Genomic DNA, 14,025 nt, shown 5'->3' with positions numbered 1-14,025 from the left:
CTCGGAACCACGCCGCGCGATACCGCAATGGAGATGATTGTATGGCATTCCAGCCCACACCTGCAACCACCGCGCGGCGCCAGAGCGTATGGAGTGGTTTCAGAACACCAGGCAGAACCCATGCTCTGCCAGGGAATGTGGCAACAACACCGCTCGGCCGATTCCCAATGCACCGAATGCCATGACGGCCAAGCCGGCCCCGACCCTTACCCAGCTCCGTCGCGACCAGGCGCGCAAAAGCCCCGAAAAGCTCGACAGCGCCAGCAGATTAGGCAACGTACCGAGGCCAAAGGCGCCCATCACCAGCGCCCCCGAGGGCGCATTTCCGGCCAGCAAAGCAAGGGCCAGGGCCCCATAAACCATGCCGCAGGGCACCAAACCCCAAGCCAGTCCCATCCCATAGCGGCGTGCCAGGCCGCCCCGCCGAGCCTTGGCTTCCGTCGTCTTTCTGCCCAATCGAGCCATGCCGGCGGCACTGGCGCTAACCGCACGCGCCGCGAGGCGCTCCAGCCACACGATGGTAAAGGCCTCGCCGCGTATCAAGCGCCAGCCAGACAGTAGCAGCAAGGCGCTGCCGACTCCGAACAGCCAGCGCTGGACGGGCAGATAGTCCTGACGCCAGGCCGTCGCCCCCAAGGCGCCCAGCAGCGCACCAAGCAGCATGTAAGTGGAAATACGCCCGACATGCATGACAAGGAGCTCCACGAGCCAGTCCTGTGGGCGCCGCACAACGGCAACGGGTACGCCGGCGGCGCGTTGCTCGACAGCCAGCGCTACGCCACCACACATGGCAGCGCAGTGGAAGCCCCCTAGCAAGGCGAGCATGAAAACACTGAGTAGCACACCAAAAGTCAACTGCAACTCCCTACCGCATCACATCGCGCGTTAAAATGCACGTATTGCGCCCTCGCCGCTCCAATACTGCAGGTTCCAATTGCTAACATCCATCCCCGTCACCGAGATGTCGCCCCGTTGCTCCACTTGCGGCATGGGGCAATTGTGCCTGCCGGTGGGCATGAGCCAGCAGGACCTGCAGAAGATGGACACCCTGGTGCAGGAACGTGTCCGTGTCCACAAGGGCGAAACTCTTTACCGCATGGGCGATCCGCTGACTGCGGTCTATGCCATTCGCTTCGGCACCCTGAAGACGCATGTCACCACGGAAGACGGCCGCTCGCAAATCACCGGTTTCCACTTGCCAGGCGAAGTGGTTGGCCTCGACGGCCTGGGAGAGATGCAGCACGCCTCGGATGCCACCGCCCTCGAAGACACGGAGGTATGCGTCGTTCGCCTGGCCGATCTCCAGTCGCTGTCCATCGACCTGCCATCGTTGCAGCAGCAGTTCCTGCGCCTGATGGGCAAGGAAATCTCGCATGACCAGCTCATGCTCGTCACGCTTGGCTCCATGCGCGCCGAGGAGCGGCTTGCCGCGTTCCTCATCAACCTGTCCGAGCGCTTGTCCGCCCGCGGGTATTCGTCGACCGAGTTCGTCATGCGCATGAGCCGGGAAGAAATCGGCAGCTACCTGGGTCTGAAGCTCGAAACGGTCAGCCGTCTGTTCTCACGATTTGCCGAGGCCGGCTTGATCCAGATCCGTCAACGTCACGTCAAGCTAGTCGACATGGCGGGCATCAAGCAAGTCTACAGCCGCTCCTGCTGAGGCCATCTGACCGCCTCGCGTGGCAAGGCGGTCAATTCCTGCCGCTTCTTACTCCAGCTCGTCCGTTTCGCTGAGCTTTGTCGGCATGGTGTACAGCGTCAGTCCGCTGGACAATGCGCAGAATATCCAGGCCAGCAGGAAACCGATCGTATAGACCGCCTCGCGCGAGGCCTCGATCGGCTGACCGAAGAAATTCAGGTCGCCAGGGTCCACCACGGAAAACACAGTTGCCGTGGCAACCCCGGCCATCAGGAACGCCGGCCACAGTACCCACATCAGCCAGCGCAGCCTCATGGCTGCCTCGCTTGCGGTGCCTTGGCACTGCCCGAGGCACCTGCCACCTTCTCGACAACCAGGCCATGCCGGGCCACACCATCGACCACTGGCCGGTCAGGATGAGTGGAAGCCAGCCAGATAGTCACGCCGCAAGCCACCATGGCCAGCAACGGACCACTCATCAGCAGCCACGGCCACGGCTCTTTCCACCACGGATTGCTTTCTTGCATCGCCTTGCCCCCTTCGTCAACGCCTCATCGAGGCGCTCGCGGTTTGGTACGGCACAGCGCCGACGCGCCGTGCCGCCCTTAGCATCACAAATTGCGTGGCACGATGAAACTGGTAGATTGCCTGATTTGCGCACTACCTTGCCCCGCACCTTCGCTGGTCACTGTCACGCTGATCTTGTGCGTACCTTGCGCGGCATCGTCGATCGGCACGCGAATCCGGATCGGCACCAGCCTGTTCGATGTCGGCGCCAGAGCCTGCGCGTCCGGATCGTACTCGACGGTCATGTTCTTCAGTTCGTCGCTCTCGGCCTTCACGCTGATGCGCATGGGCGCCTCGGTGGTATTGATGAGTTGCAGTCGATAGACGTTTTCGATCCAGCGCCCGTCCACCTCACGCCCAAGCGCCCCGCGGTCACGGATGATGTCCACTTTCAATGGCGTGCGCAGCGCAAGCGAAGCCACGAAACCTGCAACCATCACCAGCCAGATAATCGAGTAGATGATGGTCCGCGGCCGCACCAGCCGCTTGCGCGCCGCAGCGGCCGACAGCGCCTTGCGCATGGCATTCTCGGACGTATAGCGGATCAGCCCGCGCGGGTAGTCCATCTTGTCCATGACCTGGTTGCATGCATCGATGCAGGCACCGCAACCGATGCACTCGTATTGCAACCCGTCACGGATATCGATGCCGGTCGGGCACACCTGCACGCAGATGCTGCAGTTGACGCAGTCACCTAGCCCGGCCTGGTGATGATCCACCTTGCGCGACCGGCTGCCGCGCGGCTCGCCGCGCCCGACGTCGTAGGTGACCACATAGGTGTCGGGGTCGACCATCACGCTCTGGAACCGCGCATACGGACACATGTACTTGCAGACCTGCTCGCGCATGAAGCCTGCATTCCCCCACGTGGCGAAGGCGTAAAAAAGCATCCAGAACGCCTGCCACGGACCCAGCGAGAAGCTCAGTACCTGGCCGCCAAGCTCACGGATCGGCGCAAAGTAGCCAATGAACGTGAAGCCCGTCCACAGCGCGACCAGTATCCACAGGGAGTGCTTGGTAGCCTTCAGGCGGAACTTGCGCGCGCTCCAGGGATCACCGTCCAGGCGGATCCGCGCGAAGCGGTCGCCTTCGACATGTCGCTCGATCCACATGAATATTTCGGTGTAGACCGTTTGTGGACACGCGTAGCCGCAGAAAAGCCGGCCGGCAATCGCCGTGAACAGGAACAGCGCCAGCGCGGAAATCACCAGCAGGACGGCAAGATAGATGACATCCTGTGGCCAGAGCACCAGTCCGAAGATATAGAACTTGCGCGCGCCAAGGTCGAACAGCACGGCCTGTCTGCCATTCCATTGCAGCCAGGGCGTGCCGTAGTAGATAAGCTGGGTCAGGAGTACCATCCAGACCCGCCAGTTGGAGAACGCGCCCGTCACCGAGCGCGGGTATATCTTGCGTCGAACCTCGTAGAGCGTTTCGTCGGAGGTTTCGACAGGCGACGACGCCGGCCCTTGCGGGCCGGCCGCGCGGGCCAGTGGTTCTGTCCCGGGTGCATTCATGGATGCGCTCCTTCAGCCGCGATCGCGCATCCCGGACCTGAGTCGGTGGTCATTGTCCTGAGCCTCCGGTATTGGAAAGACCCCAGACGTAGGCCGTCAGCATGCGGATGCGCTCGGGAGTCAGGATCTCCTCGTGCGCCGGCATGCGGTTGTTGTGGCCCTTCAGGATGGCTTCGACAATGCTGCCTTCCGAACTGCCGTACAGCCAAACATTGTCGGACAGGTTCGGCGCGCCGAGTGCCTGGTTGCCCTTGCCGGTTGCGCCATGGCATGCCGCGCACGTGGACTTGAACGTGCTCTCGCCGCGCGATGCACGGATCGGGTCAAACGACAGGCCAGACAACGACCTCACATACTGCGCCACATCCGCTGCAAGCTTGCCATCAACAGTCGAGGCAAACGGCGGCATCACACCATTGCGGCCCTTGGTGATGGTCTGCTGGATCGTCTCGGGTTCTCCGCCATAGAGCCAGTCATGGTCCGTCAGGTTGGGAAAGCCGCGGCTGCCGCGCGCGTCCGAGCCGTGGCATTGCGCGCAGTAGTTCAGGAACAGGCGCTGGCCGATCTCGCGCGCCTGCGGGTCTGCCGCGACCTGTTTGATGTCCATGTTCAGGTACTTGGCGTAGACATCGTGCTGCAGCTTCTCCTGCGCCTGCTGATGCGCGGCCAGTTCCCCTTGCGTGGAGAACTTCAGCACACCGGCATAGGAGCCCAGTCCCGGATAGAGGACCAGGTAGGCCAGGCCAAAGATGCAAGCCAGCAGGAACATCCACATCCACCAGCGTGGCAGCGGATTGTTCAGCTCGCGCAGATCGCCGTCCCAGACATGGCCGGTGTCATCGCTGGGGTTGACAACCTTCGTGACCTTGCGTTGCGAAAAAAGCAGCCACACGCACCAGACGATGCCGACGAGCGCGATGGCGGCGATGTAGTAGCTCCAGAAATCGGAAAAGAAATCGCTCATGACTAGGTATTCCGGCTCGATGTTGTGTGGGTCTCGTCAGGCAGTGCGAACGGCAGCATGGCGGACTCCTGGTTGGCGGCTTGCCGGCCATTCGACCAGGCCCACCAGCAGATGCCCAGGAATACGACCATCGACACGACCGTGGCAAAAGCAGTCAGCATTGCCATGACTTACTCCTTCGCGGGCGCGGCTGCGGCCGCGTCCACACGCACATTGCGACGGTTGGTGCCGAGTCCCTGCAAATAGGCGACCAGCGCATCCTCTTCGCTCTTGTTCTTCAGTTCTTCGGGCGCCTTGGCGATTTCCGCCTCGGTGTACGGCACCCCCAGTCGCACCAGCGCGCGCATGCGGGCCTGGATGTCGTTGGTCGGCAGTTGCGCCTTTTCAAGCCATGGATAAGACGGCATCACCGACTCCGGCACGACATCGCGCGGATTGCGCAGGTGAATGCGTTGCCAGTCATCGGAGTAGCGTCCGCCGACGCGCGCGAGGTCGGGCCCGGTACGCTTGGACCCCCACAGGAACGGATGGTCGTAGACCGACTCGCCCGCCGTAGAGAAATGGCCATAGCGCTCCGTCTCGGCCTGCAGCGTGCGAACCTGCTGCGAATGGCAGCCGACACAGCCTTCACGGATGTAGATATCGCGGCCCATCAGCCGAAGCGGCGAATACGGCGTGATGCCCACATCGGGCTTGGTCGTGGAATGCTGGAAGAACAGCGGCACAATCTGCACGAGGCCGGCAATGCTGACCACCAGGATCGTGCAGATGATCAGCCAGCCGATGTTCTTCTCCAGCGTTTCGTGGGAAAAGAAGCTTTGTTTTTCGGACATCGTTTCTATCCTGATGGATCAGTGGGCAGAGGCAGGAATGCTGGCCGGAATCGGCGCATCCACCGCGCGCTTGCCGATGATGGTTTTCGCGACGTTGTAGGCCATCAGCAGCATGCCGGACAGGAAGCAGATTCCGCCAAGCAGACGGATCAGGTAGAACGGATATTTCGCCTTGACCGCCTCAACGAATGCGTAGGTCAGCGTGCCGTCCGGCTGCGTGGCGCGCCACATCAGGCCTTCCATCACACCGGCGATCCACATCGAGGCGATATAGAGCACCACGCCGATGGTGGCGATCCAGAAGTGCCACTCGATCAGTCGCACGCTGTACATTTGTTTCTCGCCGAACAGGCGCGGAATCAGGTAATAGAGCGAGCCGATGGAAATCATCGCCACCCAGCCCAGCGCGCCCGAGTGCACGTGTCCGATGGTCCAGTCCGTGTAGTGCGAGAGCGCGTTGACGGTCTTGATCGACATCATCGAGCCTTCAAACGTCGCCATGCCGTAGAACGACAGCGCCACGACCAGGAACTTCAGGATCGGATCGGTGCGCAGCTTGTGCCAGGCACCCGACAGCGTCATGATGCCGTTGATCATGCCACCCCAGGACGGCGCCAGCAGGATCAGCGAGAACACCATGCCCAGCGATTGCGCCCAGTCAGGCAGTGCGGTGTACTGCAGGTGGTGCGGGCCGGCCCACATGTAGGTGAAGTTCAGCGCCCAGAAGTGGACGATGGACAGGCGATACGAGTAGATGGGCCGTTCCGCCTGCTTCGGGATGAAGTAGTACATCATGCCCAGGAAGCTGGTTGTCAGGAAGAAGCCGACGGCGTTATGGCCGTACCACCACTGAATCATGGCATCCTGCACGCCAGCGTAGGCGGAATAGGACTTCCACATCGACACCGGCATCTCGATGTTGTTGACGATATGCAGGATGGCGATGGTCAGGATGTACGCGCCGAAGAACCAGTTGGCGACGTAGATATGCCGGGTCTTGCGCTTGACGATGGTGCCGAAGAAGACGATGGCATAGGCCACCCATACGGCGGTGATCAGCAAGTCGATCGGCCATTCCAGTTCGGCATATTCCTTCGAGCTGGTGATGCCAAGCGGCAGCGTGATGGCAGCCGCGACGATCACCAACTGCCAGCCCCAGAACGTGAAGGCCGCAAGCGGACCGCAGAACAGGCGGGCCTGGCAGGTACGCTGCACCACATAGTACGAGGTCGCAAACAGCGCGCTGCCGCCGAAGGCAAAGATCACCGCATTGGTATGCAGCGGTCGCAGCCGGCCGAATGACAGCCATGGCGTATTGAAGTTGAGATCCGGCCAGATCAGCTGTGCTGCCAGTAGCACACCGACGGCCATGCCGACGATCCCCCAGACTACCGTCATGACAGCGAACTGCCTTACGACGCCGTAATTGAAGGTGTCGACGCGTGAAGACGCGGCTGAGACATCCATTCAGACCCCCACATAAGAAAGATAAACCGATTGACGTTGTGACTGTATGTAACCAGCGCTCTTGCCGCGTTGATCTTTATCAAGTTGCACAGGTGCCCCCTTGAACCTATCTCGGCACGGCAAGTCGGCGGCGCCCTTTCAGGGCTTGTCGTTGTCCAGCAGAATGGCTTCCCCGGGCCTGTCGAGATCGTCGTACTGGCCGGCGTGCAGGGCCCACCAGAGGGCACCGGCGATGACAACGACAAGAACCAGGCTCATGGGCACCAGCAGGTACAGTGTTTCCATTCCTAGACTCCTTTTCTGCCCGCGCGCAGCAGGCGCCAGGCATTGGCCACCACCAGCAGCGACGATACCGACATGCCAATTCCGGCCATCCATGCCGTGACAAAACCCGAGGCCGCCAGCGGGATGGCAAGCACGTTGTAGAAGAAGGCCCAGCCAAGGTTCTGCCGCACTACGCGGCGGGTCTGCCGTGCCAGCTCGATCGCCCGGGCGATTTCGGCCACATTTCCGTGCGTCAGGACGGCGTCAGCCCCTGCCTGCGCGAGCGGCGCGCCACTGCCGATGGCGATGGACACTTGCGCTTGTGCCAGCACGGGCGCGTCGTTAATGCCGTCGCCCACAGCCAGCACCACGGCGCCCTCGCGCTGGAGCCGCGCGACATACTCACGCTTGCCTTCGGGGGATACCGCGCCGCGGGCGCACTCCATGCCGAAGTGCGAAGCCCACCACTGCACCGTCGCGACGCTGTCGCCGCTGACCAGATGGCAACGCGCGCCATATCGGCGCAGCGCTTCAAGCAGTTGCGGAGTCGATTCTCGTGCCCGGTCGGACAGATCGAACATGGCCAGCATGCCGTCTTCCGCGCCAAGCCATACTTGCGTCGCGCCAGGAATCCGTGCGGCGTCCGCTTCCCGCATCGCCGCCGTGACGTTTGACCTGCCGATCTCAGCCACAAAGGCGGCACGCCCCAGGCGGTAACGCTTGCCGTCAATTTCCGCCTGAACGCCCTGTCCCGGCACATTGGCCACGGCGGCCACGGACAGCAGACCGCCATCGATGCCTGCCTCTGCAGCCGCGCCGACAAAGGCCCGTCCAATCGGATGCTCGCTGTCCGCTTCCAGGGCCGCCGCCAGTGCCAGGCAATAGTCGGCAGGCGCCACCCCGAGCATTTGCTGCCCTGTTAGGACAAAACACCCCTCTGTGAGGGTGCCGGTCTTGTCCAGTACGACATCTGTCACGCGCGCGAGCGTCTCCAACGCGTGCGACCGGGTTAGCAGCAGGCCGCGCCGGGACAACGCCGCGCCAGCCGCTGCCAACGCCGCCGGCGTGGCCAGCGAAAGCGCGCACGGACAGCTGACGACAAGCACCGCGACAGTGACCAGCAAGGCTCGCGAAGGATCGATCCAGAGCGCCCATACGATGCCGGTCAATGCCGCCAGCGCCAGCAGCGTCGCGACGAACCAGCCGGCAACACGATCGGCCAGGGCCGCAAGCCGCGGCTTTTCCGCCAGTGCGCGGTCCAGCACGGCCACGATTTCGGCCAGGCGAGTGCCCGCGCCGACGCGGTCAACCGAGATTTCCAGCGGGCTGGCCGTGTTGTAGCAGCCGGCCAGCGCAGCGTCGCCCACGGTGCGGTGCACGGGCCGGCTCTCGCCGGTCAGCATGGATTCGTCAAGTTCACTGGCACCCGAAACGATGGTGCCATCGGCCGGGATAATCTCGCCTGCCCTGACACGGATACGGTCGCCCTGCCGCAAGCGCGCAACCGGTACGCGCTCCGCGGCCGAGCCGTCCGCGCCAAGCCGCTCACACGTGGCCGGCAACTGTCGCGCCAGCATTTCTGCGCCGCTGCGCGACGCCTGCCGCACACGCAACTCGAGATAGCGGGCTGCCAGCAGGAAGGCGACAAACATCGTCACCGAATCGAAGTAAACCTCCCCCACTCCCCGTACCGTCGCCACCGCACTGGCGGCAAACCCGGCAGCAACACCAAGCGCGACGGGCACATCCATGCCCATGTGCCGCTGGCGCAGGCTACGCCAGGCACCGGAGAAAATTGGCGAAGCGGAATAGAAAACGACTGGCAGCGTCAGCGCCAGGCTGGCCCAGCGCATCAACTGAAGCTGGCCGGGGTCGATGGTGGCCTCATGGGAGTAGATGGGCCATGCGTACATCATCACCTGCATCATGCCGAGCATGGCCACGGCCATGCGCATCAGCAAGCTTCGCCGGGCGCGGCGGTCGGCCTGGTCGCTGCGGGAAACTTCGAATGGCCAGGCTACGTAACCGATATCGGCAAGCGCGGCGAGCAAGCCGGAAACTGCCTGATCCGCCTCGCGCCAGCGCACGACAACGCGGCGTGTCGCCACATTCGCAATCGTGGATTCGACACCGGGCAGGCGTCCCAGATGCTGCTCGATCAGCCACGCACACGCCGCACAGCGGATATTCTCAGGGGCCAGCGTGATCTCGGCGCGACCGCCATCGAGCGGCCGCACGAACTGGCTGCGCAACTCCGGCGTGTCGTAGGCGGCCCATACGGGCTCCGATTCCCGCCTTGCGGCATCGTCGATGGGCCGGGCAAAGCGCGCTTCGTCGCCATAGAGATGGGCAAAGCCGGCGGAGTGCAGCGTGCGTGCCAACGACTGACAACCGCCACAGCAGAACACGCGCCGCTGGCCGTCCAAGTCCTCGGACATTTCCTGGCCTGCAATCACGGGTTGGCCGCAATGGAAACATGCCGGCTGCGCGGCATGCTGCGCCATCACAGGCGCAGAGCGACTGGCGGGGGCTTGCTGGAATGCGGACGACGGGGCGTCGGCAAGAAGACTGGCGTTCGGGGCGGACATGGAGATCTTTTTTTACCCGTTGGAGGGTATATGCCGATCTCCATATCGGCCTTGATTTAAGTCAAGAGCGGCCGGGCTGGCTGACCAGACCCGGCGCGCAACGCTCAGGTCAGCGAGGTGTCCATGGTCCGGCGCTCGGCTTCCAGATACTCCCGTGACTGCATCTCGATAATGCGCGACACCGTTCGATGAAATTCATTGGCCATCTGGCCCTCGACGTAAAGCTCATCCGCCGGGACTTCGGCCGACATCAGCAGCTTGACCTTGTGGTCGTAGAACACATCGATCAGCCACGTGAAACGACGTGCTTCCGAAGACATCCTCGGCGTCATACGTGGAACATCCGACAAAATCACCGTATGGAACTGGGAGGCCAGCTCCAGGTAGTCATTCTGCGAGCGCGGGCCGCCGCACAGCGTGGCAAAGTCGAACCAGACCACGCCATTGGCCTTGCGCAGCGCGCGCAACTCGCGATGCTCGATATGCAGCAGCGGCGACTCGTCCGCCACGCCAGCGATGGCGGTAAAGGCATCGCGGAGCGCCGAATTCGCCTTGGCATCGAGCGGCGTGTGATAGGCCTCCACCTGTTCCAAAGCGCGCTTGCGATAGTCGATCCCGGCATCGACATTGAGCACGTCGAGCTTCTGCTGGAGCAACGCGATGGCCGGCAGCACACGGTCGCGGTGCAACCCGTCCGGGTAAAGCAGGTCGGGCCGGTAATTGGACGTCATGACGAACTGCACGCCGTTCTCGAACAACTGTTGCAGCAGCCGGTGCAGCATCATCGCATCGGCGACGTCATTGACATGGAATTCATCGAAGCAGATCAGGCGGTAGCGCCTCGCAATCCGCTTGGCCAGTTCGTCCAGCGGGTCGGGCCGGCCGCGCAGCTCTTCCAGTTGGCGATGCACTTCGCGCATGAATTCGTGGAAATGCAGGCGCGTCTTTCGCACTACCGGGACGCAGGTATAGAAGCTGTCCATCAGGAAGGACTTCCCGCGCCCCACCCCGCCCCACATATACACGCCCTTGGGCACTTCCGGGCGCACCAGCAGCTTGCGGATGGCACTGCTGCGGCGGCTCTTGTAGGCCACCCATTCGTCATAGCACTGCTGCAGGCGGGCCACGGCGCGCAGTTGCGCCTCGTCGGAATGGTAGCCGCGTTCCTTCAGTTCCTTCTCGTAGTACTCGCTGACGTTCATGCTGGCTGTTTCGTTCTGGACTGCGCGCGGAAAGTGCGGCCGCACCCTCCTCGGCCATGCCCGGTCGTCTCGATCCGGCATGGTTCGCAAGTGAAAACGGCGCGCCGCTGTTGCGGCGCGCCGGTGCTCAGGCAAATGCGGGCAGTTGCCTTACATATTGAGCTGTCGCTTGTCGACGGCCAGCGCGGCTTCGCGCATGACTTCCGACATCGACGGGTGCGGATGGCAGACGCGGCCGATGTCTTCGCTCGCGGCCTTGAATTCCATCGCCACAACGGCTTCGGCAATCAGGTCCGACGCGTTGGCTGCAACGATGTGCACGCCCAGGATCTCGTCGGTCTTGGCGTCGGCCAGCATCTTGACGAAGCCGTCCGAGTGGCCCATGCCCAGTGCACGGCCGTTGGCAATGAACGGGAACTGGCCCGCCTTGTACTCGCGGCCTTCGGCCTTGAGCTGGGCTTCGGTCTTGCCGACCCATGCGATTTCCGGGAAGGTGTAGATTACCCACGGCACGCAGTTGTAGTCGATGTGCGGCTTCTGGCCGACGATGCGCTCGGCCACGGCCACGCCTTCGTCCTCAGCCTTGTGCGCCAGCATCGGGCCGCGCACCACGTCGCCGATGGCCCACAGCCCCGGCACCTTGGTGGCACAGTGCTCGTCCACTTCGATGAAACCGCGCTGATCGACCGCCAGGCCGACAGCGTCCAGGCCCAGGTTGTCGGTGTTGGGCACGCGGCCGACCGACACGATCAGGCGATCGACTTCCAGCGTCTGCGCGGCGCCATCCTTGTCGGTGTACTTGACGGTGACGCCATTCTTGCCGGTCGTCACTTCGTTCACGTTCACGCCGAGGCTGAACTTCAGGCCCTGCTTGGTCAGTTGCTTCTGGGCTTCCTTGGCCACGCCTTCGTCGGCGGCGCCCAGGAAGGCGGGCAGCGCTTCCAGCACGGTCACGTCCGAACCCAGGCGGCGCCACACCGAACCCAGCTCCAGGCCGATCACGCCGGCGCCGATCACACCCAGCTTCTTCGGCACTGCGGGGAACTTGAGCGCGCCCTCGTTATCGCTGACCAGGTCGTTGTCGACCTTGATGCCCGGCAGGTGGCGAGCCTTGGAACCGGTGGCGATGATGACCTGCTTGGCAGTCACGACTTCACCGGCGATCTCGACCTGGAAGCCCTCAGCGGTCTTGCCGACGAACTTGCCGTAGCCCTTGAGCAGCGTCACCTTGTTCTTGCGGAACAGGAACTCGATGCCCTTGGTCATCTTGCCGACGATGTCGTCCTTGCGCTTGAGCATCTTGGACACGTCGACCTTGACGTCGCCCACGGTGATGCCGTGGTCGGCCAGGTGATGCTGGGCGTTCTCGAATTCTTCCGAGGAAGCCAGCAGCGCCTTCGAGGGAATGCAACCCACGTTCAGGCAGGTGCCGCCCAGGCGCGGTTCGTTCTTGGGATCGTCGTAGGCGTTGCCTTCGCAGCAGGCCACGTTCAGGCCAAGCTGACCGGCTCGGATCGCGGCGATATAGCCGCCGGGGCCGGCACCGATCACCAGCACGTCGAATTGTTTGCTCATGGAAATTCCTTTGTGGGCGCCATCGGCAGCATGTGCCGTGCGCACCGTCAACACTGGGGAGCGCACCCCGCGCGGCAGGCGCGCGGGGGGACCGTTTCTTACAGGTCCAGCAGCAGGCGCGACGGGTCTTCCAGCGCGTCCTTCATCGCGACCAGGCCCAGCACGGCTTCGCGGCCGTCGATGATGCGGTGGTCGTAGGACATGGCCAGGTAGTTCATCGGGCGGATCACGATCTGGCCGTCTTCCACCACCGGGCGGTCCTTGGTCGCGTGCACGCCCAGGATGGCCGATTGCGGCGGGTTGATGATCGGGGTCGACAGCATCGAGCCGAACACGCCGCCGTTGGAGATCGAGAAGGTACCGCCGGTCAGCTCTTCCAGCGACAGCTTGCCGTCACGTGCCTTGACGCCGAACTCGGCGATCTTCTTCTCGATGTCGGCCAGGCTCATCTGGTCGGCATTGCGCAGGATCGGCACGACCAGGCCACGCGGCGAACCGACGGCGATACCGATGTCGAAGTAGCCGTGGTAGACGATGTCGTTACCGTCGATCGAGGCGTTGATCAGCGGGAACTTCTTCAGCGCATGGACTGCTGCCTTGACGAAGAACGACATGAAGCCCAGCTTCACGCCGTGTTCCTTCTCGAAGCGGTCCTTGTACTTGTTGCGCAGGTCCATCACCGGCTTCATGTTCACTTCATTGAAGGTGGTGAGGATGGCGTTGGTGGCTTGCGACTGCAGCAGGCGCTCGGCGATACGGGCGCGCAGGCGGCTCATCGGCACGCGCTCTTCCGGGCGGTCGCCAAGGGCGGCAAAGTCCACGTTGGCAGCGACTTGCTGCAGGGCCGGCTTGGCAGCGGCAGGAGCCGGAGCAGCCTTGGCGGCGGGAGCCGAGGCGCCGAGCACGTCGCCCTTGGTGATACGGCCATCCTTGCCGGTGCCGGCAACCTGGCCAGCCGACAGGCCGGCTTCAGCCATCAGCTTGGCAGCCGAAGGCATGGCAACGGCGCCGGCGGCAGGAGCAGCGGCCGCGGCGGCAGGTGCCGGGGCAGCAGCGGCCGGTGCCGGTGCGGCGGCTGCGGGGGCAGCGGCGCCAGCGGTGGCTTCGGTATCGATCTTGGCGATGATCTCATCGGCCACGACGGTGTCGCCATCGTTCTTGACGATCTGCGACAGCACGCCGGCGGACGGGGCCGGCACTTCCAGCACGACCTTGTCGGTCTCGATCTCGATCAGGATCTCGTCCTGGGCGACAGCTTCGCCAGGCTTCTTCTTCCAGTTCAGCATGGTCGCTTCGGCGACCGATTCGGACAGTTGCGGAACCTTGACGTCAACAATAGCCATGGTTGTGAATTCCTCGATGTATGCGTTTTGTTCTTCAGGCAGAAAAGAACACGGCGGTCACCTGCG

The 14,025-nt window shown here is 63.2% G+C and carries 14 protein-coding genes; 1 reads left to right on the top strand and 13 read right to left on the bottom strand.

What is annotated here, in order from left to right; genetic code table 11:
- Positions 1-99: 99 nt before the first annotated feature.
- Complete coding sequence (locus CupriaWKF_RS06405) at positions 100-855, bottom strand: sulfite exporter TauE/SafE family protein (protein WP_276100146.1); 756 nt, start codon at positions 853-855, stop codon at positions 100-102.
- A 79-nt stretch (positions 856-934) separates the two neighbouring features.
- On the opposite strand from CupriaWKF_RS06405, the gene fnr reads away from it, so the two are divergent.
- A complete protein-coding gene (fnr, locus tag CupriaWKF_RS06400; RefSeq protein ID WP_276100145.1) occupies positions 935-1,660 on the top strand; it encodes a fumarate/nitrate reduction transcriptional regulator Fnr in 726 nt (241 codons plus the stop codon).
- 48 nt (positions 1,661-1,708) lie between these two features.
- On the opposite strand, the gene CupriaWKF_RS06395 is transcribed toward fnr, so the two are convergent.
- The 12 genes from CupriaWKF_RS06395 to odhB form a co-directional block, all read right to left on the bottom strand.
- Positions 1,709-1,954 (bottom strand): hypothetical protein, encoded by a 246-nt coding sequence (locus tag CupriaWKF_RS06395; protein ID WP_276100144.1) that lies wholly within the window; start codon positions 1,952-1,954, stop codon positions 1,709-1,711.
- Complete coding sequence (locus CupriaWKF_RS06390; protein WP_276100143.1) at positions 1,951-2,166, bottom strand: FixH family protein; 216 nt, start codon at positions 2,164-2,166, stop codon at positions 1,951-1,953. The genes CupriaWKF_RS06395 and CupriaWKF_RS06390 overlap by 4 nt, the downstream gene beginning before the upstream one ends.
- Positions 2,167-2,250: 84 nt before the next feature.
- Positions 2,251-3,723 (bottom strand): cytochrome c oxidase accessory protein CcoG, encoded by a 1,473-nt coding sequence (ccoG, locus tag CupriaWKF_RS06385; RefSeq protein ID WP_276100142.1) that lies wholly within the window; start codon positions 3,721-3,723, stop codon positions 2,251-2,253.
- A gap of 49 nt (positions 3,724-3,772) precedes the next feature.
- Complete coding sequence (gene ccoP / locus CupriaWKF_RS06380; RefSeq protein WP_276100141.1) at positions 3,773-4,687, bottom strand: cytochrome-c oxidase, cbb3-type subunit III; 915 nt, start codon at positions 4,685-4,687, stop codon at positions 3,773-3,775.
- A 2-nt stretch (positions 4,688-4,689) separates the two neighbouring features.
- Positions 4,690-4,854 (bottom strand): CcoQ/FixQ family Cbb3-type cytochrome c oxidase assembly chaperone, encoded by a 165-nt coding sequence (locus tag CupriaWKF_RS06375; protein ID WP_211945182.1) that lies wholly within the window; start codon positions 4,852-4,854, stop codon positions 4,690-4,692.
- Positions 4,855-4,857: 3 nt separating this feature from the next.
- Positions 4,858-5,520, bottom strand: a complete 663-nt coding sequence (ccoO, locus tag CupriaWKF_RS06370) for a cytochrome-c oxidase, cbb3-type subunit II (protein ID WP_276100140.1) — start codon at positions 5,518-5,520, stop codon at positions 4,858-4,860.
- Positions 5,521-5,538: 18 nt separating this feature from the next.
- Positions 5,539-6,987 carry a cytochrome-c oxidase, cbb3-type subunit I gene (gene ccoN, locus CupriaWKF_RS06365; RefSeq protein ID WP_276100139.1) on the bottom strand — a complete coding sequence of 483 codons (1,449 nt, stop codon included), beginning with the start codon at positions 6,985-6,987 and terminating at the stop codon, positions 5,539-5,541.
- Positions 6,988-7,125: 138 nt separating this feature from the next.
- Positions 7,126-7,272 carry a cbb3-type cytochrome oxidase assembly protein CcoS gene (ccoS, locus tag CupriaWKF_RS06360; protein WP_011298204.1) on the bottom strand — a complete coding sequence of 49 codons (147 nt, stop codon included), beginning with the start codon at positions 7,270-7,272 and terminating at the stop codon, positions 7,126-7,128.
- Between the two features lie 2 nt (positions 7,273-7,274).
- Positions 7,275-9,689 carry a heavy metal translocating P-type ATPase gene (locus CupriaWKF_RS06355; RefSeq protein WP_276100138.1) on the bottom strand — a complete coding sequence of 805 codons (2,415 nt, stop codon included), beginning with the start codon at positions 9,687-9,689 and terminating at the stop codon, positions 7,275-7,277.
- A gap of 254 nt (positions 9,690-9,943) precedes the next feature.
- Entirely contained in the window at positions 9,944-11,041 is a 1,098-nt protein-coding gene (gene zapE / locus CupriaWKF_RS06350) for a cell division protein ZapE (protein WP_276100137.1), read from the bottom strand.
- A 150-nt stretch (positions 11,042-11,191) separates the two neighbouring features.
- Complete coding sequence (gene lpdA / locus CupriaWKF_RS06345; protein ID WP_276100136.1) at positions 11,192-12,616, bottom strand: dihydrolipoyl dehydrogenase; 1,425 nt, start codon at positions 12,614-12,616, stop codon at positions 11,192-11,194.
- A gap of 98 nt (positions 12,617-12,714) precedes the next feature.
- On the bottom strand, positions 12,715-13,959 hold the full coding sequence (odhB, locus tag CupriaWKF_RS06340; RefSeq protein WP_276100135.1) for a 2-oxoglutarate dehydrogenase complex dihydrolipoyllysine-residue succinyltransferase: 1,245 nt from the start codon (positions 13,957-13,959) through the stop codon (positions 12,715-12,717).
- Between the last annotated feature and the right edge of the window lie 66 nt (positions 13,960-14,025).

Origin of the sequence: Cupriavidus sp. WKF15 (genome assembly GCF_029278605.1) — a bacterium.
Lineage (GTDB): Bacteria > Pseudomonadota > Gammaproteobacteria > Burkholderiales > Burkholderiaceae > Cupriavidus.
This window is presented reverse-complemented; position numbering and strand designations above follow the sequence as displayed.

Excerpts from the sequence above, each read along its gene's own strand:
- CupriaWKF_RS06395 (WP_276100144.1), bottom strand. The coding sequence starts at position 1,954 with ATGAGGCTGCGCTGGCTGATGTGGGTACTGTGGCCGGCGTTCCTGATG.
- CupriaWKF_RS06390 (WP_276100143.1), bottom strand. The coding sequence starts at position 2,166 with ATGCAAGAAAGCAATCCGTGGTGGAAAGAGCCGTGGCCGTGGCTGCTG.
- ccoG (WP_276100142.1), bottom strand. The coding sequence starts at position 3,723 with ATGAATGCACCCGGGACAGAACCACTGGCCCGCGCGGCCGGCCCGCAA.
- ccoP (WP_276100141.1), bottom strand. The coding sequence starts at position 4,687 with ATGAGCGATTTCTTTTCCGATTTCTGGAGCTACTACATCGCCGCCATC.
- CupriaWKF_RS06375 (WP_211945182.1), bottom strand. The coding sequence starts at position 4,854 with ATGGCAATGCTGACTGCTTTTGCCACGGTCGTGTCGATGGTCGTATTC.
- ccoO (WP_276100140.1), bottom strand. The coding sequence starts at position 5,520 with ATGTCCGAAAAACAAAGCTTCTTTTCCCACGAAACGCTGGAGAAGAAC.
- ccoN (WP_276100139.1), bottom strand. The coding sequence starts at position 6,987 with ATGGATGTCTCAGCCGCGTCTTCACGCGTCGACACCTTCAATTACGGC.
- ccoS (WP_011298204.1), bottom strand. The coding sequence starts at position 7,272 with ATGGAAACACTGTACCTGCTGGTGCCCATGAGCCTGGTTCTTGTCGTT.
- CupriaWKF_RS06355 (WP_276100138.1), bottom strand. The coding sequence starts at position 9,689 with ATGTCCGAGGACTTGGACGGCCAGCGGCGCGTGTTCTGCTGTGGCGGT.
- zapE (WP_276100137.1), bottom strand. The coding sequence starts at position 11,041 with ATGAACGTCAGCGAGTACTACGAGAAGGAACTGAAGGAACGCGGCTAC.
- lpdA (WP_276100136.1), bottom strand. The coding sequence starts at position 12,616 with ATGAGCAAACAATTCGACGTGCTGGTGATCGGTGCCGGCCCCGGCGGC.
- odhB (WP_276100135.1), bottom strand. The coding sequence starts at position 13,959 with ATGGCTATTGTTGACGTCAAGGTTCCGCAACTGTCCGAATCGGTCGCC.